Raw genomic sequence first — 14,774 nt, forward strand, 5'->3', positions numbered from 1 at the left:
ATGTACACCTTATACTAGACTATATCGAATGACATAATTTTAGATTATTAATATCTTTTAAGTAATTTAATTTGTTTTATTCAGTGATTGTTTGTGCATTTTTTCCTGTATATACACAATTTTATATTAATTTAAAATTTATTCGTTGTAGGATTAAGTTTAAAATTAATAATGCGACTTGGTAGTATAACTCGATCGATACTCTAAATTTGCAGGAAAAAGCTTAAGTACCGTAAATACTATTGATAATGGGGGCGTTTCACACTCTGTTCTAGCTTACTAATAGTTAATCTAATAATTTTTAAAAAAACTCTTTTTTTAAAAATTATTAGATTAACTATCAAACTAGAGCAAAAAAACTAGTAATTATGATGACTAGTCAGAGTTATAACTAATTTTTTATATAAAAACTTAATCATATATCCAAAACTATGCTATGATTTTTTAATCATATTCTGCAAATTACCGCCAAAGTGGCGTGAAACAAAGTTGGATTAGGTTTTAAATTAAAGTGATCCCATCAGGCTTTGGTGATTCCTTATTTAAAGATTGACTAAAGACTTTGTGAAGTTTCAGTAAAGATTTTGTGAAGTTTCAGTGAAGACTACTAGAACTACACGAAATTTCACTGATATAAAAAATTGCTCATATAAATTGCATCGTAAATTGCATCAGAGGCATTTAATTTACAGTATCTAAGTATTACCTCTACCTAGACGGAGCAAGGAACACCATGGTAAAAGATCAGAGTCCATCTATTTCTCATAGAAAAATGCCTAAAATCATACAAGCAACCATTAACTCAACATTGCTGTTGGGTATACTAACATCACCTGCCGCCGCCTTCTCCCTAAACATCAAACCGATTTCTACCTTTTCCACGGGAATCTTCGATGATGGGGCGGCGGAGATATCGACTTTCGATCCACTCAGCCAAAGGTTATTCGTTACCAATGCTAGTAGCAATCAAGTCGATGTCCTGGATTTTGTCGGAGGCAACCTCTCGTTATCCACCACCATCCCCCTGGCATCGTTTGGGGCAACACCAACCAGTATTGCCTCTAGCAATGGCTTACTAGCGGTTTCCGTAGCCAATGAAGTGCAAACTGATCCAGGAACAGTGGCTTTCTTTGACACCAACGGTAACTTCAAAACATCGGTAACAGTTGGTGCCTTGCCTGACGCGGTAACCTTTACCCCAAATGGCAGAAAGTTACTGGTTGCCAATGAAGGAGAGCCAGCCTTTTCAGAAACTTTAGGTCAGATCGTTAATCCAAAGGGGTCGGTTAGTATTATCGACCTTCTTGACCCGAAGCATCCTACTGTCAGAACTGCAGACTTTAGTTCCTTCTCAAAACAGGAGCTGGAAAGTCAGGGAGTACAGCTGTTTGTCGATGCATTCGAAGAAGTTGAGGCTTCATCCCAGGAGGAATTCGGCATTGAGGATTTATTCGAGTCCCCGATTACCCCTGATCGGGATCTCGAACCGGAAAACATCACTGTCTCAGAAGATGGTAAAACTGCCTGGGTAGCACTCCAGGAAAACAATGCCATTGGTGTTCTCAACCTAGAAACTAATGAGTTCACCAACGTTGTGGGTCTCGGTGTCAAAGATCACAGTGAGCCTAATAATGGTTTAGATACTAGCGATAGAGACGATGCTATCAATATTGAAAACAGGCCAGTGTTTGGGTTATTCCAGCCAGACCAACTTGATGTCTATACCGTTGACGGCATAACTTACTTAGTGACTGCTAACGAAGGCGATTTCCTCCGCATTGAGGGTGACTTAGACGGTCAAGAAGAAACGTTTTTCCAGGAAGATGATCGGATAGATGACTTAGTGTTAGACCCAACTGCCTTCCCTGATGCGATCGCTCTACAAGAAGATGATGTTCTTGGACGTTTGCAAGTGTCAACGATTAATGGTGACCCTGATGGAGACGGTGACTTTGACGAACTGTTTGCCTTTGGAGGACGCTCGTTCTCAATTTGGAAGGTAATAGAGGATGACTTAGAGCTAGTTTTTGACAGTGGCGATGCTTTTGAACAAATAACTGCTGATCTATTTCCGGATTTCTTCAACGCTGAGGCTGAGGAAAACAACTTTGATACCCGCAGCGACAATAGAGGTCCGGAACCCCAGGGGATAAAACTGGTTGAGTTATTCGGTCGCACCTTTGCCTTCATCAGTTTTGAGCAGATTGGTGGCTTCATAGTCTATGACGTTACCGATCCTGAAAATCCCTTCTTTGTGAATTACATCAACAACCGTGACTTCCTAGGGGATCCTGAGGCTGGTACAGCAGGGGATCTTGGTTCTGAAGGATTGCTTTTCATATCAGCAGAGGATAGTCCCAACGACACACCGATGCTAGTTGTTAATAATGAGGTCAGTGGCACAACTACTGTCTACTCAATCGAACAAGTACCAGAACCAAGTTCTATATTGGGTCTGTTACACGTTATTGCTTTAGGGTGTATGGCTTGGAAGCGAAAGCTTTCAACAACATGTAAAGAAACTAGCCTTTAAAGGCAAGGAAGACTGGGGGAATCATATCTCCTCCAGTTTAATCACTTGGTATGCAGGTAAATCGTTAATTGTTAATTGTTAATTATTAATCGTTAATTGTCTATGTAATTATTTAGGTGTAGGGCTTGACAAACTCTGTAACTTGTGAATTTGGCAGCAAAAACCAGCAAATTTGGATCGTTTAATACAGTTTGAGTCATTCTGCTGGCAAAATGCTCAAAAGAGCTTCTAAATCCACCCCAAAACCTGAATAATTACATTTTCAATTTTAAATTTTTAATACACATCACACCCTTTCATCTAATAAATTTAACCTAAATTTCATCTAAGTTTAATCGAAATTTCATCTAATTTTTATCTAAGTTTTATATCATCAATGTAGTCAAACTGTTTTAATTGGTATTATTCCATCATCCCATCACTCCATCACTCCCAAAAAGTCCAAACGAATTTTCCATTGAGGGGGCAAAAAGTCATGAATTGAGTTATGAATTGGGTCAAGGCCAAGGAATCTGGGGATTAGCCGCCAACTCGCTAGCCACTGCTGCTGCGCCGTATTGATTCAGATGACTCGGATCAGCAAAATACTGATTTTGGTTTAGCCACTGCCTCCCCATATCGATAAAGATAAATCCTTGATCAGTTTGTTTGAGCATCCACTGCTGCAATTTCTGTTCACGACTCAGACGCACTGGATCTAAATAGTCTTTGGTAAGGGGTAAGTTAACCACCACTAAAGGAATCTTTTGTTGCCTCAAAAAGCTTTTAATAGCATTGACAGCAGTAGTCTGTTTACCGGCAAAACTGAAGGGCTGATAATCGGCATCATATCTCCCTGACACTCGTGGATGGCTCCGATAGTAAATTTTGGGGTTAAAGGTTCCATTCATAGGGAGAAAACCATTAGCATTGATGGCAAAAGTACTATAGCCAGTGTTGGCGGTAGTTGACTGTTTGGAAACCAGTTGCAGGTTGCAGGTTGCAGGGTCTAGGTTGCAGGGTCTAGGTTGCCGATTTGAAGTTAAGGTCGCTGTTGCCCAAAGTCTAGTTTCCGGTGCCCATTTTTGATAAAGTTTAGTAGTAACACTGGAAATGGTAGACTCAGGAATAGCTTGGCAAGTATTCACTGATTCCTTTTGACTTTTAGGAAGTGTGGGGCGATCGCCTGCCAGCAAACGTTTATATCCCTCAGAGGCGACAAGGGATTGATAGGTGCGGTCTACTCGTCCACTATTGAAGGCACGCACCCCATCAGCCCAGATAACTAACCGTGGCAATTGTTCTGGAGTCAGGAGCTGACGGAGTTGGAAGTCAACAAATTGAGCTGTGGCACCATTGACCCCAAAATTGAAAACCTTTAGCTCTCCTTTGCTTAACATGCCTAAGGATTTTTGGAGTTGCTGAGGATCAAGCCCTTGCAATGCCCGGGAACTACCTACAATTAGAATGTCAGGGCTACCAACAGCAGCTATATAGGATAGATAAAGCCGCAACTGCTGATCAAATATTTCGTTATCAAAACTAGAGAAGGGCAAGGATGAAGTGGTTGCTACTGCTTCAAGGTAAGCTAACTCTAGGTTCTTGATATATTCAGCAATTTTTTTTTGAGCAAAAATCCGTTTAGGACTGTCTGCTGGGATAGTTTGCAAATCCTCAATGGCTTGAATCCACTCATTGATCACAAAATCCCAATCTTCTGTTGATCGAGCCAATTGTGCCATAGCAGTTGCTCTTCGTTCTTTTTTCATACCCTTGGTAATCGGATCAATAGAAGAGCAGGCTGGGGGAGAACCCTGAGCGACTACTTGATTCCCAGGGGATACTGCTACTGAGGGGAGTAGTGTGTTTGCTGCATGGTAGAGTGGCGTAGTCTTCCAAAAGCCAGCGGCAAGTAGAAGTGATGCTATGGTAGCGCTACTGTAGAGTCTAAACCAGAATTTCGGCATAGTTGTGATGGGGTACGCTCAACTTACTTCAATCAGTTCAAAGTCGAACTATGTTGACACTCTACCCTTCTTAGAAGGAAGAGGATTCTTAGTGAGAGCGAGTCCAATATTATCTATCTTAGCACAACTTTGATACCAATGTATTAACGGAGTTTGCTCAGCTCCTTCTATCTATAATTATCTATAATTAGGATAAGGGTGTTTAGTGAAACCGTTCTGCTTCAGCCAATTCCTAGTAAGCTAGTTTTTAGGTTTCACCACATAGTTGAATTAAAACAGTTCTGTCTCTAGGACCATCTAATTCAAGGAATAAAACAGATTGCCAGGTGCCCAAAGCCAATTTGCCATCAATAATAGGAATATATTCGCTGTTGTTTAGCATCATTGCCATTAGGTGAGAGTGGGCATTGATCGGCTCATCAGGAGGTACAATCCTTAAGTGCAGGTCATTATGGAGATATTTACCATCTTTAGGGGCTAGCTTGTCTAGATGGACTTTAATATCTTCGAGTAATCGTTCTTCGTATTCATTAATGGCTAACGCAGTAGTTGTATGTCTGGAAAAAACTAAAGCATGACCGTTTTTAAGCCCAGTAACCTCTAGTAATTTGCTGATGTAATCGGTGATATTGTAGATAGCGATAGATTCGTGGGTTTTAAGTTCGATTATTTCACTCTTGACCAGCATGACTGCACACCAATAAACTAATAACGTTGACAATTAAACTAAAATACCAGAAATTTTGAAGATGAAAGAGCAATTGCTCCGTTGGCTTAACCAAATTTTAATGCTCGATGTTTTTCTAGTCTTATTGAGCTTTTTTTGGTTTGCGATCGCATTGGTTGGTCGTTCGGTTGGTATTCCCTTGGGACTGGAACTATGGTACAGCCTTTGGGAACCAGTATTTACTCCCGCCATTGGCGTGCTGATGGCTGGAGCAATTGTGAGTGGACTAATTAACCAGATTTCTAAGCGTTTGACGTCGAATTGAGTAAATAAGTGCGTAACTGTGTAAATGCGTAAGTGCTTAAAAATCACCAATAACTATATAAATATGGATAGAAGATGGACACTGATTGGTAAGCATTCAGCCGTCAGCCGTCAGCCGTCAGCCGTTGGCCATAGGCCACGCTACGGGAACAGCTTATTTTATTCAAAAGCACTTCAAGTAGCGTGCGCGTAGCCCATAAGCTGAAAGCTGACAGCTGATAGCTGATAGCTGATAGCTGACGGCTGATAGCTGAATACTTACACTGATTCATCCTTAATCCTTGATGCTTCATGGTTTATCCTTAATCCTTGATACTTCATTCGATAATTTTTCTAGGGAAGAGCCATGTTGCTTAAAGCTTTGTTGGTCTTAACCATGATTGTCATAGTCGGTTTGGCGAACCCAAGCACTGCCCAAGCCGCTGACTACCCCAGTCTTTGGGATAAATTAGCAGAACTAAAGTCCCATGAGTTTGTGGATTTAACCCATACCTTTCATCCCCAGATTCCCCACTGGCCAGGCTTTGATCCTGAAACACGCACCACAACCTACTACTACGATGAAATGGTTGGCACCAAGGGGTCTGGATTTTGGGCACAGCGCTATAATATTCCAGGTCAATGGGGTACCCACGTTGATCCGCCAGCTCATTTCGTCAGGGGCAAACGGTTTCAGGATGAAATCCCGGTCACTGAAATGGTGCTACCTCTTGTGGTAATTGATGTCAGCGACAAGGTCAGTCACAACCCCGACTATCAAATTACCCTGGAAGATGTACAAGCTTGGGAACAGAAATACGGTTTAGTGCCAGAAGGGGCATTTGTAGCAATGCGTACGGATTGGTCTAAGGCTTGGCCTAGTATGACCAAAATGCGAAATGCTGATGCTAATGGTATTGCCCATTATCCTGGCTGGAGCGCTGAAGTACTCAAATATCTTTACGAAGAACGCTACATTACTGCTTCCGGTCATGAAACAACTGATACTGACCCTGGAATTGCCACTAGCCAAGGGGACTATTCCCTAGAAAATTATATTCTCAGCCAAGACAAGTATCAGATCGAGTTGCTGACTAACTTGGATCAGGTTCCGGAATATGGTGCGATCGCAATAGTAACGTTTCCTAAACCCCTGAAAGGTTCTGGTTTTCCAGCAAGGGTGTTCGCAATTATTCCCTAGTAAGGCAAGAGGCAAGAGGCAAGAGGCAAGAGGCAAGAAATTATATAGGAATTTTTGGTGGCGTAGGGTGCGTTAGGGGCGGGCTTGCCCTCATGTTCAACCTCGTAGCCACTGTTGGGACAGCCCGCCCCGTAACGCACCACCCAAGGGCTCGCACTGATTTTCCGCCTCGTAGCCAGCGTTGGGACAGCCTGCCCGGAAATGAAACGGGCAAGATGCCCGTTCCACCAAGATGCCAATTCCACCCACCGAGTCAAACAGTAAAAATGAGATGCACCCGTCACCCCACACCCAGTAAGGCTAATAATGCTGTTTGTCACCCCCTCAGCAATAATGGTAAAATTTAATTATTCACTAAGAAAAAATTAAAGTGAGTAAATCATGACTAAAAAAGTTATTTCAATTTTCAATAACAAAGGGGGTGTTGGAAAAACAAATATTATATGGAATTTGGGAATAGCACTTGCCGACAAAGCTAAAAAAGTTTTATTTATTGATTTTGATCCTCAGTGTAATCTTTCTATTGCAGTTATTGGGTATGAGGAATTTGAAAAATGTCTTGAAAATGATGAGAGTTTTCCTTTTGGAAAAACCATTAGAAGCTATATACAACCTTATATTCAATCACTTGAAAATCCTAAAGTTTTTTTAAAAAGACCCAAATATAAAAACTTATATTGTGAAAATATACATATTATTCCTGGTGATTTTTGGTTGAACACATTTGCTGATTATTTAAACGTTGGTAGTGATGTCAATGGTGGTAATGGAATTCATAGATTTCTTGTTATTGAAAGTTTAATAAAAAAAATAGAAGAAGAAAAAAATGTTAATTATGATTATGTACTGATCGATTTAGCTCCTTCATTTAATACACTAGTTAGATTAGCATTGTATTGCTCAGATTATTTTTTAGTCCCTTGCACAGCTGATTTATTTTCAGCTTATTGTGTAGGGTTAATTGGTGAAGTACTACCATCATTTATTGATGATTGGATTCAAGGTAAACGTAAATATTTGAAATCAAACCAATATGACAAACTTGTTTCTAATAAAGGAAAACCAAAATTTGGAGGATGGATTTTTAATGGGTTTGATACAAGGGTTAAAAAAGGAGCAATTGATAAAATTGCAGCTGACAAAGCTCAATTTAATAAAGTTATAGATTCAGTAGAAAATAATCTTTTACCAAAATTAAAGAGTGATATTGATGATTACAAATGTGTTCCAAGTTTTGTACCTATAGAACCTGTTGCAGAAATAGAAGATTTAAATACAATCGCACCAGATAGTATAGTACAAAATACTCCTATACAATATTTATCCCAAGAAAAACCAACGAGAGAGATACAAGCTGGTTCATGGTCACAAGGTCAAAAAAATTTAATGTCAAGAATGAGTGATCAATATAATTCTTTAGCAGAGTATATAATCAAAAATTTTGAATGTTAATCAGAAGCTGGGATTATCTGCTAATACTTATTTTTTTTCTCTTGCGTACTTGTTATGCTAAATAAACACTTTGGCAAAGGGAGCTAAGGCCGTGGGCTACGCTTCCCGGACAAAGCTGGGACTTCGGAGCAGAACCGGTGGGTGGAATGGGCATCTTGCCCGTTACAATCGGACGGACTGTCCCAATACTGGCTACCGAGAAAATCAGGGGGAGCCCGTCCCTAAAGCACCCTAGGGAACTGTAGCAGCAATAAATCACAAATCAATCGAATTGGTATATAGGGCTTAGCGCTATATATATTTAGGAACCTTTGGCAGATTGACTGTCTTGATTGAGCGCGGTCAAATAATTCTAATGGAAGAGGTTATCTGCCGAGAGACAGATCTAACCTAAGAGCAGTAGCTCGATTGCTCAATTTAGAGGACACAAAGATGAAAGGAATTTTCGGTGCTCTACTACCAGGACTAATCACAACCGGTTTTGTAGGCGCAACACTACTACCCGCTGCACCAGCAGCTGCGGGTGATTTATTAAGAGATATCGGTATTGGTGCTGCTGCTGGTGCCGTCATTGGAGAATTAACTGACAACGGCTCACTGATAGGTAATAGTGCCAATGGCGCTGCCGCTGGTGCTGCTGTCAATGCTACTAAGCGAGATAGAACTAGAGCTCGGCGTAACAGTGCTGGGAGTCTAGTTCAAGATGTAGGGTTTGGTGCTGCTGCTAGTGTTGTCACTGGCGTGATCATTGATAATGGCTCGGTGGTAGATAATGCGGTCAAAGGTGCTGCTACTGGTCTAACCATTAACCTCCTAGACCGTTGAGATTTCCAAGTAGCCCATACCTTGGGATTGTTTCATCCTCGGTAACCGATGTTTATTGGTAATCTACCGACTTAGCTCTGAACCTAAGTAGGTAGATTAGCTTTGTTTAGGATAAATGCTGCAGGATTAAGATCAGCATTTATCCTCTTGGCTTAGCCCAAATGCGATCGCGAAGCGGTTCCAAAGGAACATCGCATTCGCCTCCTACCGATTAGGATTGACTATCACCACTATCCAAACCAAATCCCCCACCCCCAGGGGTCTCAATCACAAACACATCACCTGCATTCATTTCCACTACCCCAGTACTACCCAACTCTTCAACAGTTCCATCCTTCCGTTCCACATAATTTTTTCCCAAAGCACCCGCTTCACCACCATTTAACCCAAAAGGCTTGACCACTCGACGTCCAGATAGAATTCCTGCGGTCATAGGTTCTAGGAAACGAATCTGGCGAATTACGCCATTACCCCCACAATGAACGCCCTTACCCCCACTATCAGGGCGAATCCCAAACCTTTCCAAAAGTACTGGAAATCGCCATTCCAAAACTTCTGGGTCAGTTAAGCGAGAATTGGTCATGTGAGTATGTACCGCATCTGTGCCATCAAAATCAATCCCTGCCCCAGAGCCTCCACAAATGGTTTCATAGTATTGATAGCGCTCATTGCCAAAGGTAAAATTATTCATAGTACTCTGAGATGCCGCCATCACTCCTAAAGCACCATAGAGCGCATCGGTTATTGCTTGGGATGTTTCCACATTTCCTGCTACCACTGCTGCTGGATAACGGGGATTGAGCATAGAACCTTCCGGAATAATCACCTCCAAAGGCTTCAGACAACCGGCATTGAGGGGAATATCATCATCGACTAGGGTGCGGAAGACGTATAGCACTGCTGCTTTGCATACCGCTGACGGTGCATTAAAATTACTGTCTAACTGACCCGAGGTACCGGTAAAATCAATCTTGGCACTACGGTTGTTCCGGTCAATAGTAATCGTGACCTGAATCTTAGCACCCCCATCTAACTCATAGCTGAAACTGCCATCTGTGAGCACATCAATCACCCGGCGCACTGACTCCTCAGCATTATCTTGGACATAACCCATATAGGCTTGCACTGTCTCTAATCCATAGTGGGCTACCATCTGCTGTAACTCTTGTACACCCTTCTCATTGGCAGCAATCTGTGCTTGTAAATCAGCTATATTCTGAGTCAGATTCCGGACTGGGTATTTACCCCCTAACAGGAGTTGGGTTATTTCATTGTCTCGGAATTTACCATTCTCAACCAGCAGGAAATTGTCAATTAATACCCCTTCTTCCTTGACGCTGGTACTATTAGGAGGCATGGAACCGGGAGTGATACCACCGATGTCAGCATGGTGTCCTCGGGAAGCGACAAAGAATAAAGGGGAGAGGGGAGAAGGTTCCTTTAGCCCTAGGGAAGAGTTGAGGAAAACTGGAGTAACAAGGGTGACATCTGGGAGATGAGTGCCACCGTTATAGGGATTGTTGAGAATATAGACATCCCCAGGTTTAAGACTATCACCATGGGCATCAATCAAGCTGCGAACACTTTCACTCATTGACCCCAAATGCACTGGAATATGAGGCGCATTGGCTACCAATTGCCCTTGTTGGTCAAAAATCGCACAGGAAAAGTCTAGCCGTTCCTTGATATTGACTGAATAACTGGTATTTTGGAGAGTTGTCCCCATTTGCTCTGCTATGGAACGGAATAGATTGTTAAAGATTTCCAGCATGACCGGGTCAGGATGGGGTGAAGCTTGGACGGTATTTGGTTGGAGCTGATCGATAGTGCTATCACTCAACATTTCCAGGTTGTCTTGCTGGTCTCCCAAACCAGATTTAACTAAAATCAAATGATTCCGTTCACTCACCTCTGCTTTCCAACCAGGCTCAATCACATTGGTTCCGGTTGCCTCAATAATTAATGCCGGACCAAACACCGAATCCCCTGGCTGCCAATCCTCTCGCCTAAACACAGGGGTATCCCACCAGCGATTAGCAGTATACATTTGCACTGTGGCAACGGGAGCACACATTTCCCCTGTCTGACGAGACCGTATCGGTTCTGTTGGGATAGCCATCCGCTTTACTAACTCTACCGAAACCGCTTCGACCATCAACGTTTTCCCTGGCACGATAAATCCATAGCGCTGTCGATGCAATCCCTCAAACTCTTCCGTGATCTGATCAATCCCACCAAACCCAACAACCAAGGCTGAATCGGTGCCCTCATAGCGCAAATGGACTCGCCGAATGACTTCAACCTCGTTACTATTCCGATCCTGGGCATGGTTGTGGTTCAACTCTTCTATGCCCTGAGCCACCAACTTGGCTAAAATTCCCTCTAACTCCAACCCCTCTACTAACTCAGCCTCAACTGACTGTTCTTTCAATACCCTGATATCGGCTAAACCCATTCCATAAGCGGACAATACTCCAGCAAAGGGATGAATGAACACTCGCTTAATGCCTAAGGCTTCGGCAATTAAACACCCATGCTGGCCACCAGCACCGCCAAAGCAACATAGGGTATACTCGGAAACGTCATAGCCCCGTTGTAGAGAAATCTGTTTAATGGCATTGGCCATCTTCTCGACTGCGATCGCTAAAAATCCTGCTGCTACTTCCTCTGGTTTGCGGTTATCCCCAATTTCCTCTACCAATCCTTCAAACCTCTGCCTTACCACCTCAGCATCCAACGGCAAGTTACCATCCGCTCCAAACACCTTGGGAAAAAACCCTGGCTGCAACTTCCCTACCATCACATTGCAATCGGTCACTGTCAACGGACCCCCCTTACCGTAGGAAGCAGGACCTGGATTTGCCCCAGCCGACTCTGGTCCTACCCGATAACGGGCACCATCAAACTGGACAATGGAGCCACCACCGGCAGCTACTGTATTAATTGCCATCATTGGTGTGCGCAGCCGCACCCCAGCAATCTCAGTTTCAAAGGTACGCTCGTATTCCCCGTTATAATGGGCTACATCTGTAGAGGTGCCACCCATATCAAAGGTAATGATCGTCTCAAAACCAGCAATTCGACTAGTCTGTACTGCTCCAACAATACCGCCAGCAGGTCCTGATAAAATACTATCCTTCCCTTGAAACTGTTGCGCGTCCGCCAGTCCTCCGTTTGACTGCATGAACATCAATAGTCCAGAAGTTTTTCTCCGTAAGCCTTCAGACCGGGTAGGTTGAAGGTTATTTTCCAAACCTTCATTGGTCAACCCGCCAAGCTGCAACTGTTGTTCTACCTGATCTACGTAGCGACGCAGAATCGGTGATAAATAAGCATCAACCACTGTGGTATCCCCCCGACTGACTAATTTCATCAAAGGGGTGACTTGATGAGATACTGATATTTGGGTAAAACCAATCTCTAATGCTATGGTCGCTATCTGCTGTTCATGAGTGGGATAGCGATAGCCGTGCATCAAGACAATGGCGCAGCTACGAATACCGTCATCATAAGCAGCTTGCAAGGATTGGCGGGTGCCAGCCAGATTGATGGGGATTAGCTCTTCACCCTGGGCGCTGTACCGTTCTTCTATCTCAATCACCCGTTCATAGAGCATTTCAGGGAGCACAATTTCACGGGCAAAGATATTCGGGCGATTTTGATAACCAATGCGCAAGGCATCTTGGAAGCCCTTAGTAATTACTAGGACAGTGCGATCGCCTTTCCGTTCCAACAACGCATTGGTGGCTACTGTCGTTCCCATCTTGATCGCTTCCATGGCATCACTGGGTATCGGCTTACCAACAGGGATGTCTAAAATCTCTCTAATTCCCTGTACTCCAGCATCTTGGTACCGTTCAGGATTTTCCGACAGCAGCTTATGAATGACCAACTGCCCATCCGGGCGTTTGGCCACAATGTCCGTAAAGGTACCACCTCGATCAATCCAGAATTGCCAGCGTCCAGTGGAAGTAGTAGTCATATTTGCCCGATTTTTCCTAAAACATTAAACAGATGGGGAAGATGGCGGAGAATTTCCCAATAGTTTTGATTGTCGCTCTCGCCTAGTAGGGTGCGTTAGGGGTGGGCTAACCCTGATTTTCCGCCTCTGAGTGCCTGGTTGAAATAGCCCACCCCGTAACGCACCACTTTTTTAATTAATTTCAATAATATACAGTTTAAATGCACAACAGCTTAGAGGTTGTCTGAGAAGTCTAATTTGCTACATCCAAGCCCCCTAAATCCCCCAATTTTGGGGGACTTTCAGAAGCAAATTGACTCTTGTTCCCCCCAAAGTTGGGGGGCTAGGGGGGCAAAATGCAGTATCAAAAAACTTTTCAGATATCCTCTTATAACGGATAAAATGCCATAGGTGAAATCAACAAACGTTTAGACAGCTTTTGGATTTGTCCAATTGTCAATTCTTGTTGACCACTAACAAGTAAATTACATGTTGCTTCGGAACCAAAAATATCTATTATTTCTTGAGAGTGAAGATAATGATCCTTCAGAATTACTCGCAATAAATCGGTTCCATAAATGTCAGGTATTAACTGACCACTATTGTTGCGCTTGTGTTGGAAAACCCTTTTCAGTCCCTCTTTGGCAAGATAACCAAAAAACATAAATCCTAGGCGTTTGCCAGCTTCAATCAATAACTCATCCCACATGATTTTTATCTCCTGTATAGGGAATAGATAGTGACCAGGATAAGAACTGCAATTCCTTCTCCTGGTTATACTTAAATTTATCTGGGAAAGAAGGCAGAAGGGGAACATTTGAAATAATCTGCCAGTTTCTGGATATGTTCCACGGTTAGATTTCTTTTGCTACTTAATATCATTGAAACAATTGATTTCGTCTTAAAAATGCTAACTAGGTCTTGCTGACGCAATCCATGTTCCTTGATGAGTAACTTGAGTAAGTCAATCCCGTGAATATCTGGAATTAATGATTTATTCCTCTGATAGTCGTGCAATAGTACAGTCAAAGTAGCAAGGTAACTATCTTGATCTTCAGTTAACTCTTTACATGCCTCTAAATCTAGAAGCAAGTTAATGATATTTTTGGCAGCCTCTTCCTCCGCCTCTGACCTAATGGGAAGAAGTGGGTGTGCTTTTACCAAATCAAGATAGCTTTTTGGAATGGTTTCATAGGTCTTATCTATCATAATCCGCGTTCGCAATAATATTGCGAACAACTATATGCTTGTATTTGAAGTTGATACGAGCTTTAAGGGTGTAACGACCGCATCCAATCGTAAATAAAGCGTTACTTTCTTTACCTTCAAGATAGGGAAAAGATTGACGCATTTGCTCAAAGCTAGACCACTGTCCTGTTTCTACAAGCTTGAACCAAGCAGCGATGTATTCTGTTGAGTCTGGGTGGTTGTGCAAAAACTCAGCGATGTTGCAAATAATTGTAGTATTCATGTCAATATCTCCACTTAAGGATTGAGAGATCCTTGCAGGGAGCATTAAGACACTCATAACATTACAAGCAAGGGCATCACCAGTTGTCGCAGACCACTCGTAATGCCCAATATACAGAGATTCCATGAATTACACCTATTCAAAGAAATCTTTGTATTCTTGAACATTACGAGTAGTCTCAATGCAGTCCTGTTCATAGATACCTCTCTAGAACTAAATTGAGCTCGTCGTTATTCAAGATCCATAAGATCTTAGTTTTCTACTATTAAGTTAGCAAATTGCGAACTGGTTGTCAACCACCCCTTTAAATCCTTGCCCGACTCAAGCAATATCGAGGGTAAGGGACGCGCTACGATAAGCCAGCCTGGGAACTTTCGCGCTCAGCAATTGATCTGGCTGCTGCCGTAATCTGGTT

Annotated in this window: 13 protein-coding genes; 5 read left to right on the top strand and 8 right to left on the bottom strand. The window is 42.6% G+C overall.

The features are described from left to right. Positions 1-772: 772 nt before the first annotated feature. Entirely contained in the window at positions 773-2,533 is a 1,761-nt protein-coding gene (locus BJP37_RS07775) for a choice-of-anchor I family protein (protein ID WP_075905865.1), read from the top strand. 497 nt (positions 2,534-3,030) lie between these two features. On the opposite strand, the gene BJP37_RS07780 is transcribed toward BJP37_RS07775, so the two are convergent. Together BJP37_RS07780 and BJP37_RS07785 are read right to left on the bottom strand one after the other, a co-directional pair. Further along, on the bottom strand, positions 3,031-4,479 hold the full coding sequence (locus BJP37_RS07780; protein ID WP_075897772.1) for a hypothetical protein: 1,449 nt from the start codon (positions 4,477-4,479) through the stop codon (positions 3,031-3,033). A gap of 247 nt (positions 4,480-4,726) precedes the next feature. Further along, complete coding sequence (locus BJP37_RS07785; RefSeq protein WP_075897774.1) at positions 4,727-5,167, bottom strand: secondary thiamine-phosphate synthase enzyme YjbQ; 441 nt, start codon at positions 5,165-5,167, stop codon at positions 4,727-4,729. A 61-nt stretch (positions 5,168-5,228) separates the two neighbouring features. Here BJP37_RS07785 and BJP37_RS07790 point away from each other — a divergent pair, with 61 nt between their 5' ends. Beyond that, positions 5,229-5,471 (top strand): DUF8620 family protein, encoded by a 243-nt coding sequence (locus tag BJP37_RS07790; protein WP_071103904.1) that lies wholly within the window; start codon positions 5,229-5,231, stop codon positions 5,469-5,471. Positions 5,472-5,574: 103 nt separating this feature from the next. Here BJP37_RS07790 and BJP37_RS35885 read toward each other — a convergent pair whose 3' ends face one another. Then, positions 5,575-5,763 carry a hypothetical protein gene (locus BJP37_RS35885; RefSeq protein WP_143727507.1) on the bottom strand — a complete coding sequence of 63 codons (189 nt, stop codon included), beginning with the start codon at positions 5,761-5,763 and terminating at the stop codon, positions 5,575-5,577. A 53-nt stretch (positions 5,764-5,816) separates the two neighbouring features. Between BJP37_RS35885 and BJP37_RS07795 the strand changes: the two genes are divergently transcribed. Continuing rightward, the gene (locus BJP37_RS07795) at positions 5,817-6,650 is read left to right on the top strand and encodes a cyclase family protein (RefSeq protein WP_075897776.1); all 834 of its coding nucleotides are present in this window, start codon (positions 5,817-5,819) and stop codon (positions 6,648-6,650) included. A 96-nt stretch (positions 6,651-6,746) separates the two neighbouring features. Here BJP37_RS07795 and BJP37_RS43380 read toward each other — a convergent pair whose 3' ends face one another. Beyond that, positions 6,747-6,881, bottom strand: coding sequence for a hypothetical protein (locus BJP37_RS43380; protein WP_269086968.1), 135 nt, complete (start codon positions 6,879-6,881; stop codon positions 6,747-6,749). Between the two features lie 150 nt (positions 6,882-7,031). On the opposite strand from BJP37_RS43380, the gene BJP37_RS07800 reads away from it, so the two are divergent. Then, on the top strand, positions 7,032-8,102 hold the full coding sequence (locus tag BJP37_RS07800) for a ParA family protein (RefSeq protein WP_075897778.1): 1,071 nt from the start codon (positions 7,032-7,034) through the stop codon (positions 8,100-8,102). A gap of 432 nt (positions 8,103-8,534) precedes the next feature. Then, complete coding sequence (locus BJP37_RS07805; protein WP_075897780.1) at positions 8,535-8,927, top strand: hypothetical protein; 393 nt, start codon at positions 8,535-8,537, stop codon at positions 8,925-8,927. 211 nt (positions 8,928-9,138) lie between these two features. On the opposite strand, the gene BJP37_RS07810 is transcribed toward BJP37_RS07805, so the two are convergent. The 4 genes from BJP37_RS07810 to BJP37_RS07825 all read right to left on the bottom strand — a co-directional run bounded on the left by BJP37_RS07810 (position 9,139) and on the right by BJP37_RS07825 (position 14,485). Further along, positions 9,139-12,909 carry a hydantoinase B/oxoprolinase family protein gene (locus tag BJP37_RS07810; protein ID WP_075897782.1) on the bottom strand — a complete coding sequence of 1,257 codons (3,771 nt, stop codon included), beginning with the start codon at positions 12,907-12,909 and terminating at the stop codon, positions 9,139-9,141. A 367-nt stretch (positions 12,910-13,276) separates the two neighbouring features. After that, the gene (locus tag BJP37_RS07815; RefSeq protein ID WP_075897784.1) at positions 13,277-13,597 is read right to left on the bottom strand and encodes a hypothetical protein; all 321 of its coding nucleotides are present in this window, start codon (positions 13,595-13,597) and stop codon (positions 13,277-13,279) included. 77 nt (positions 13,598-13,674) lie between these two features. Further along, entirely contained in the window at positions 13,675-14,097 is a 423-nt protein-coding gene (locus BJP37_RS07820) for a helix-turn-helix domain-containing protein (protein WP_075897786.1), read from the bottom strand. Beyond that, positions 14,087-14,485, bottom strand: a complete 399-nt coding sequence (locus BJP37_RS07825; RefSeq protein ID WP_075897788.1) for a type II toxin-antitoxin system HigB family toxin — start codon at positions 14,483-14,485, stop codon at positions 14,087-14,089. Before BJP37_RS07825 ends, BJP37_RS07820 begins: the two co-directional genes overlap by 11 nt. Positions 14,486-14,774: the final 289 nt, after the last annotated feature.

Source organism: Moorena bouillonii PNG (assembly GCF_001942495.1).
GTDB classification, from domain to species: domain Bacteria; phylum Cyanobacteriota; class Cyanobacteriia; order Cyanobacteriales; family Coleofasciculaceae; genus Moorena; species Moorena bouillonii.